Below are 6,000 nucleotides of genomic sequence, written 5' to 3'. Positions count from 1 at the left end.
TCAACCCGGCTCGTCAGATCCCCGCCCGCAATCGCCTGAAGCGCCCCGGCAAACTCCGTCGTCGCCGAATCCACAACCGCGTTGATCTCGTTGATCCCGGCCACCAGCTTCTGCATCTGCTCGTCGGCATCCTCGATCTGCAGGCGCGCCGAGAAGTCGCCAGCAGCCGCAGCCGAAACGACATCCCCCACATCCGACACCACAGCCTCCATCGACTGCGCGCGCGCAAGACGCGCCGCAGAAGCGGTGCGCTCCTGCTCCTGAAGCGCCGCCACCTGGGCGGTCGCTTCCTTCAGCACGGAGACCGAGCGCGCCATGGCGCCGATCTCGTCCTCGCGGTCGGCATGCGGCACCTCCGCTTTCAGGTCGCCTGCCGCGAGCCGTTCCATCACCCGCGAAAGCGCCAGGATCGGCCGCGTGATCGACCGCTGAGCGAAGGCGAGCGCGATGCCGAAGCTCATGAGAAGCGTGACAAGGAGTGCACCCGGGAGCACATAGGTCGCGCGAATCGTAAAGCTGTCCGCTTCCTTGGACTGCACGTTGCTGAGGCCGATATTGGCTTGAGCGAAAGCCACGATGAGGTCGCCAAGCGCCTTTCGGTTGGCGCGGTTGGCCTCGTTGTTGCCCTGTTCGTTCGCCGCCTGAGGAGAGACGGTGCGGCCGAGCCGCACAGTCTCGGTCCTGAACGCGATGAAGTCGTTGATGGCGCGCCCAACCTTGGCGGCAGGCTCGCGCTCGTACTCGGGAACCTTGGCCAGCAGCTCGTCGGAATGCTTGCGCAGTTCAACGAGGCGGTTCTCGACGCCCTTGGCGAAGGGTTCAGCTTCCTGCGAACTCTTCGACATGTAGATGCCACGTGCATCCATCACCACGCCAAGGACAGTCGCATTGATCCGCTCGGTGACGATGGCGATCTCATCCAGGCTGTTCGCGCTCTTGTTGAGACGGTTCGCCTCGAGCAGCGTGTACACGCTGAAGACAGCGCAAAGCACGGCGCCGCCGGCGACGATCGCCAGCATTGCCATGATCTTGAGGCGGATCGATTTCATGGGTTGGTCCTTGGCGCTTTCGCCTGCAGCCGGCTCATTTGGGGCAGCTTTGGCCGCAATCGCTAAAAAAGAGATTAAGGGCTTCACCTTACGTTATCCGTATGGGGCGGCGCGGGGCGCGACGGCAGCGACGATCGACTCGCCTCTTGATACTGGCGTCGCGCCTCAACATCTTGGCTCGCAGCTCTCTTCATGACCGGTCCCGCGATGTCCGAACCCAGCCAAGCTCCCCTGATGCACGCCACCACGATCCTGATGGTGCGCAAGAGCGGGCGGGTCGTCATTGGCGGCGACGGGCAGGTCTCGCTCGGCCAGACCATCATGAAGGGCAATGCCCGCAAGGTGCGCCGCCTCGCCAAGGGGGCGGTGATCGCGGGCTTCGCCGGCGCCACCGCCGACGCCTTCACGCTGTTCGAGCGGCTGGAGACCAAGCTCGAGCAGTATCCGACGCAGCTCCTGCGCGCCTGCGTCGAGCTCGCCAAGGACTGGCGCACCGACCGCTATCTGCGCAGGCTGGAGGCGATGCTGCTCGTCGCCGACAAGGAGGTTTCGCTGCTGATCTCAGGCACCGGCGACGTGCTCGAACCGGAATCAAGCGAGCACGGTTCGGTGATGGCGATCGGCTCCGGAGGCAATTACGCGCTGTCCGCGGCGCGCGCGCTGATCGACATCGAACCCGACGCCGAGGCGATCGTGCGCAAGGCGATGAAGATCGCCGGCGACATCTGCGTCTATACCAACCACTCGCTCGTGATCGAGACATTGGACACGCCATGATCGCCGAGCAGGACCTGCAGGCCGCGGTGGCGGAAGGCATCATCGACCAGGCGCAGGCCGTGCGCATCGCCCATCTGGCGCGGATGCGCCTCGAACGGCAGAGCGCGGCGCCGCCACGCCTGGGTGACCGCATTGTTGCCGGGGCCGGCCGCCCCATCGACCCCGATGACGAGCGCTTCCGGCTGATCGGCGGCTTCAACGACGTCTTCGTGGCGATCGGCGTCGGGCTGCTGGCCGGCGCGCTGCTGGGCCTGTCGCGCGTGGTGGGCTTCGGCGATGCCTTTTCCGCCGTCGCGCTCGTCGCCGCCTGGGCCCTGAGCGAGATCTTCGCCCGGCGCATGCGGCTGGCCCTGCCCTCGATCCTGCTGGCGGCGATGTTTTGCGCCTCGGCCGCGCTGCTGGTGGCGCAACTCACCGCCGATCGCGGCCTGCCCTCCTTCCTCTATGGCGGCTGGGTGCTCGCCGCCCTTGCGTTCTCCGGCGCCGCGCTGCTGCATCACTGGCGTTTCCGCGTGCCGATCAACATGGCCCTTGTGGCGAGCGGGGCCATTGGCTCGGTTCTCGCGCTGGTCTCGGCGCTGGCGCCGGCCCTGGCGCAGGCTTACCTCAATCCGATCCTGGCTCTTTGCGGCCTGTCGGTCTTCGCGCTCGCGCTGCGGCTCGACATGCGCGATCCGCGCCGGCTGACCCGGCGTTCGGATGCCGCCTTCTGGCTGCATCTGCTGGCGGCCGGGCTGATCGTGCATCCGGTGTTCCGCGGCATGGTCGGTGCCGCGGGCAGCTTCACCACCGCGACCTCGCTCGTCGTGCTCGGCCTCTTCGCCGTGCTCGGCATCATCGCGCTGGTGATCGACCGGCGCGCGCTGCTGGTCTCGGCGCTGAGTTATGCCGGCATCGCGGTGGCCTATCTGATCTCGCAGAATCTTTCGGGCGACCTCGGCCTGCCGCTGGCGCTGCTTGGCCTTGCCATGCTGGTGCTGGCGCTCTCGGCCGGCTGGCGCAGCCTGCGTCGTCTGCTGCTGCCGGCGCTGCCGCTCGGGCGCTGGCGCGACAGGCTGCCGCCGATCGACGCGACACCGGCATGAGCCGGCATCATCACATCGTCGCGCATTCAGGCCCGGCGCGCCCTACGCTTCAGGACAAGCGGACATCATGACATCGTTTTCCCCCCGCGAGATCGTCTCCGAACTCGACCGCTTCATCGTCGGCCAGAACGACGCCAAGCGCGCCGTCGCCATCGCGCTGCGCAATCGCTGGCGCCGCCAGCAGCTCGAAGGGCCGCTGCGCGAGGAGGTTTCGCCGAAGAACATCCTGATGATCGGCCCGACCGGTTGCGGCAAGACCGAGATCGCGCGGCGCCTCGCCAAGCTGGCGAATGCGCCCTTCCTCAAGGTCGAGGCGACGAAGTTCACCGAGGTCGGCTATGTCGGCCGCGATGTCGAGTCGATCGTACGCGACCTGCTCGAGGTGGCGATCGCGCTGGTGCGCGAGAGCCGGCGCAAGGATGTCGAGGCCAAGGCTCATCTCGCTGCCGAGGAGCGCGTGCTCGACGCACTGGTCGGGGCCAATTCCAGCCAGGCGACCCGCGATTCCTTTCGTCGCAAGTTGCGCGCCAACGAACTCGACGACAAGGAGATCGAGGTCGAGGTGGCGGCCGGCGCGGGCGCTTCCGCGCCGATGTTCGAGGTGCCCGGCATGCCCGGCGCTTCGATCGGCGCGATCAACCTCTCCGAGATGTTCGGCAAGGCCTTCGGCCAGAAGGGCAAGCCCCGGCGCATGCTGGTGAAGGATGCCTATGCGCCGCTGCTCGCCGAGGAGAGCGACAAGCTGATCGACCAGGACGCCATTATCCAGGCCGCGATCCGCGAGGTCGAGAACAACGGCATCGTCTTCCTCGACGAGATCGACAAGATCTGCGCCCGCGAGGGCAAGGGCGGCGCCGACGTCTCGCGCGAAGGCGTGCAGCGCGACCTGCTGCCGCTCATCGAGGGCACCACCGTCGCCACCAAGCACGGTGCGGTGAAGAGCGACCACATCCTCTTCATCGCCTCGGGCGCCTTCCACGTCTCGCGCCCCTCGGACCTGCTGCCGGAGCTGCAGGGGCGCCTGCCGATCCGTGTCGAGCTTAATCCCCTCGATATCGAAGACTTCAAACGTATCCTGACCGAAACGGAAGCCAGCCTGATCAAGCAGTCTGTGGCGCTGATGGCGACGGAGGCCGTGCAGATCAGCTTCGAGCCGGATGCGATCGACGCCATCGCCCGCATCGCCGTGCAGGTGAATTCGACCGTCGAGAACATCGGCGCGCGTCGGCTGCAGACGGTGATCGAGCGCATCCTCGACGACATCTCCTTCACCGCGCCCGACCGCTCCGGCGAGACGGTGACGATCGATGCGCCTTACGTGCAGTCGCGCATCGGCGACCTGGCGAAGAACGCGGATCTAAGCCGGTTCATTTTGTAACCGGCCGTTGAAGGGGGAGGACGGCGATGCCGGCCGAACCGACAAAGCTCGCCCGCAACTCGCTCGTCGTCGGTCTGGCGACGGTGCTGTCGCGCCTGCTCGGCTTCGCCCGCGACATGCTGATCGCGCGGATGCTTGGGGCAGGACCGGTGGCGGATGCCTTTCTCGTCGCCTTCCGGCTGCCCAACCTGATGCGCCGCGTGCTGGGCGAAGGCGGGCTGAACGCGCCTTTCGTCCCGGTCTATCTCGATCTGCGGACCGAGGCGGGAGTCGAGGCGGCCAAGCGCTTCGCAGGCCAGGCTTTCGCCTGGCTCGCGCTGGCACTCGGCGTGGTCACCGCGCTTGGGCTCTTGCTGGCGCCCTGGCTCGTGCTGGCGATCGCCGGCGGTTTCCACGACGCGCCGGAAACACTCGCCATGGCGACGGGCTACACCCGCATTGCGCTGCCCTTTCTCGCCTTCACGACGCTGGCCTCGCTCCTGGCGGCGGTGCTGAATTCCGAGGGACGCTTCCTCGTCGCCGCGCTTGCGCCCTCCCTGCTCAATCTGGTGCTGATCGCGGCGCTGGTGCTGGCGCTCTCCACGGACCTGCCCTCTCAGCAAGGTGCAGCGCTGATTGCGGCGGCGGTCAGTCTCGGGGGGGCGCTGCATCTGCTGATGGTCGCGGTCGCGCTCTGGCGTGGGGAAACCGGGCTGGCGCGGCCACGACTGCAATGGTCGCCCGGGATGACGCGGCTCGTGAAGCTTGGCGGGCCGGCGCTGCTGGCGGCCTCGACCTCGCAGCTCGTGCTGCTGGTGGCGACGCAGATCGCCTCGGCGCAGCCCGGCGCCGTGTCCTGGCTGTATTATGCCGACCGCGTCTTCCAGCTGCCGCTCGGCTTCGTGGCGGTGGCCATGGGGGTGGTGCTGCTGCCGGCCATCGCCGCCCAGGAAAGCGCGGGCGACGCGGCGGGGCGGTGGCAGACGATCGACCGCGCGCTGCTGCTGGGACTCGCTTTGGCGGTGCCGGCCGCGACGGCGCTCGCCTGGCTGGCGGACCCGATCATCTCCGTGCTGTTCGAGCGCGGGCGTTTCACCGAGCTCGACCGCATCCGGACCGCCGACGCGATGCGCGCCTTTGCCTTCGGTCTGCCCTTCGCCGTGATCGCAAAGGTCTTCGCGCAGGTCTATTTCGCCCGCCAGACGCCGCGCCTGCCGCTTTATGCCGGGCTCGCTGCACTGATCGTGGCGATTGTCGCCGGCCAGTCCGCGACGATGGCGATGCCCGCAACCAACGCAGCGGCCGCAGCCAGCCTCGCCTTCGTGACGCAGGCCGGGGTTCTGGGCGGCTTTCTGCTGCGCGACGGGCTCTGGCGGCCGCGGCGCCGGATGCTGCGGCCGATCCTTGCCATCCTGGCGGCCGATCTCGTTATGCTCGCGGGAATCGAAACCGTGATGCCCCGGCTTCTCGCCAGCCTGTCCGTCGAGGCCGCGCTGAGCTGGCGTATCGGCGCGCTGACCCTGCTCTGCGGCCTGGGTTGCGTGCTCTATGCGCTTGCCGGGCGGATTCTGGGGGCTTTCCGGCTGCGCGAGCTCGGGCGGCTCGGGAAGATGTCCTGACCGGCCACGCCCTGGCGGCTGCCTTGCGATGCGGCTCCCGTCACCCGCCTGCGCCCCTTGCGCCCCGCGCGGGCTTCGGCGAGAACGCGGCACTCCAAACGACCCCCTCTCTT

General features: G+C 68.0%; 5 protein-coding genes. 4 read left to right on the top strand and 1 reads right to left on the bottom strand.

Going from position 1 to position 6,000, the window contains the following annotated elements; all coding sequences use genetic code 11:
• Positions 1-1,049 (bottom strand): HAMP domain-containing protein (locus BW981_RS14335; RefSeq protein ID WP_139333765.1); only part of this gene is annotated, 1,049 nt, incomplete at its 3' end.
• Positions 1,050-1,256: 207 nt separating this feature from the next.
• Between BW981_RS14335 and hslV the strand changes: the two genes are divergently transcribed.
• The 4 genes from hslV to murJ all read left to right on the top strand — a co-directional run bounded on the left by hslV (position 1,257) and on the right by murJ (position 5,887).
• Positions 1,257-1,826 (top strand): ATP-dependent protease subunit HslV, encoded by a 570-nt coding sequence (gene hslV / locus BW981_RS14330; RefSeq protein WP_076440352.1) that lies wholly within the window; start codon positions 1,257-1,259, stop codon positions 1,824-1,826.
• Positions 1,823-2,911, top strand: coding sequence for a DUF2339 domain-containing protein (locus BW981_RS14325; protein WP_076440289.1), 1,089 nt, complete (start codon positions 1,823-1,825; stop codon positions 2,909-2,911). Before hslV ends, BW981_RS14325 begins: the two co-directional genes overlap by 4 nt.
• Positions 2,912-2,978: 67 nt before the next feature.
• Entirely contained in the window at positions 2,979-4,289 is a 1,311-nt protein-coding gene (hslU, locus tag BW981_RS14320) for an ATP-dependent protease ATPase subunit HslU (RefSeq protein WP_076440287.1), read from the top strand.
• 26 nt (positions 4,290-4,315) lie between these two features.
• Entirely contained in the window at positions 4,316-5,887 is a 1,572-nt protein-coding gene (gene murJ, locus BW981_RS14315; RefSeq protein WP_076440285.1) for a murein biosynthesis integral membrane protein MurJ, read from the top strand.
• The last annotated feature ends 113 nt before the right edge of the window (positions 5,888-6,000 follow it).

The organism is Allobosea sp. TND4EK4 (assembly GCF_900156025.1).
Lineage (GTDB): Bacteria > Pseudomonadota > Alphaproteobacteria > Rhizobiales > Beijerinckiaceae > Allobosea.
This window is presented reverse-complemented; position numbering and strand designations above follow the sequence as displayed.

Coding starts and splice junctions, on each gene's coding strand:
- hslV (WP_076440352.1), top strand. CDS start 1,257: ATGTCCGAACCCAGCCAAGCTCCCCTGATGCACGCCACCACGATCCTG.
- BW981_RS14325 (WP_076440289.1), top strand. CDS start 1,823: ATGATCGCCGAGCAGGACCTGCAGGCCGCGGTGGCGGAAGGCATCATC.
- hslU (WP_076440287.1), top strand. CDS start 2,979: ATGACATCGTTTTCCCCCCGCGAGATCGTCTCCGAACTCGACCGCTTC.
- murJ (WP_076440285.1), top strand. CDS start 4,316: ATGCCGGCCGAACCGACAAAGCTCGCCCGCAACTCGCTCGTCGTCGGT.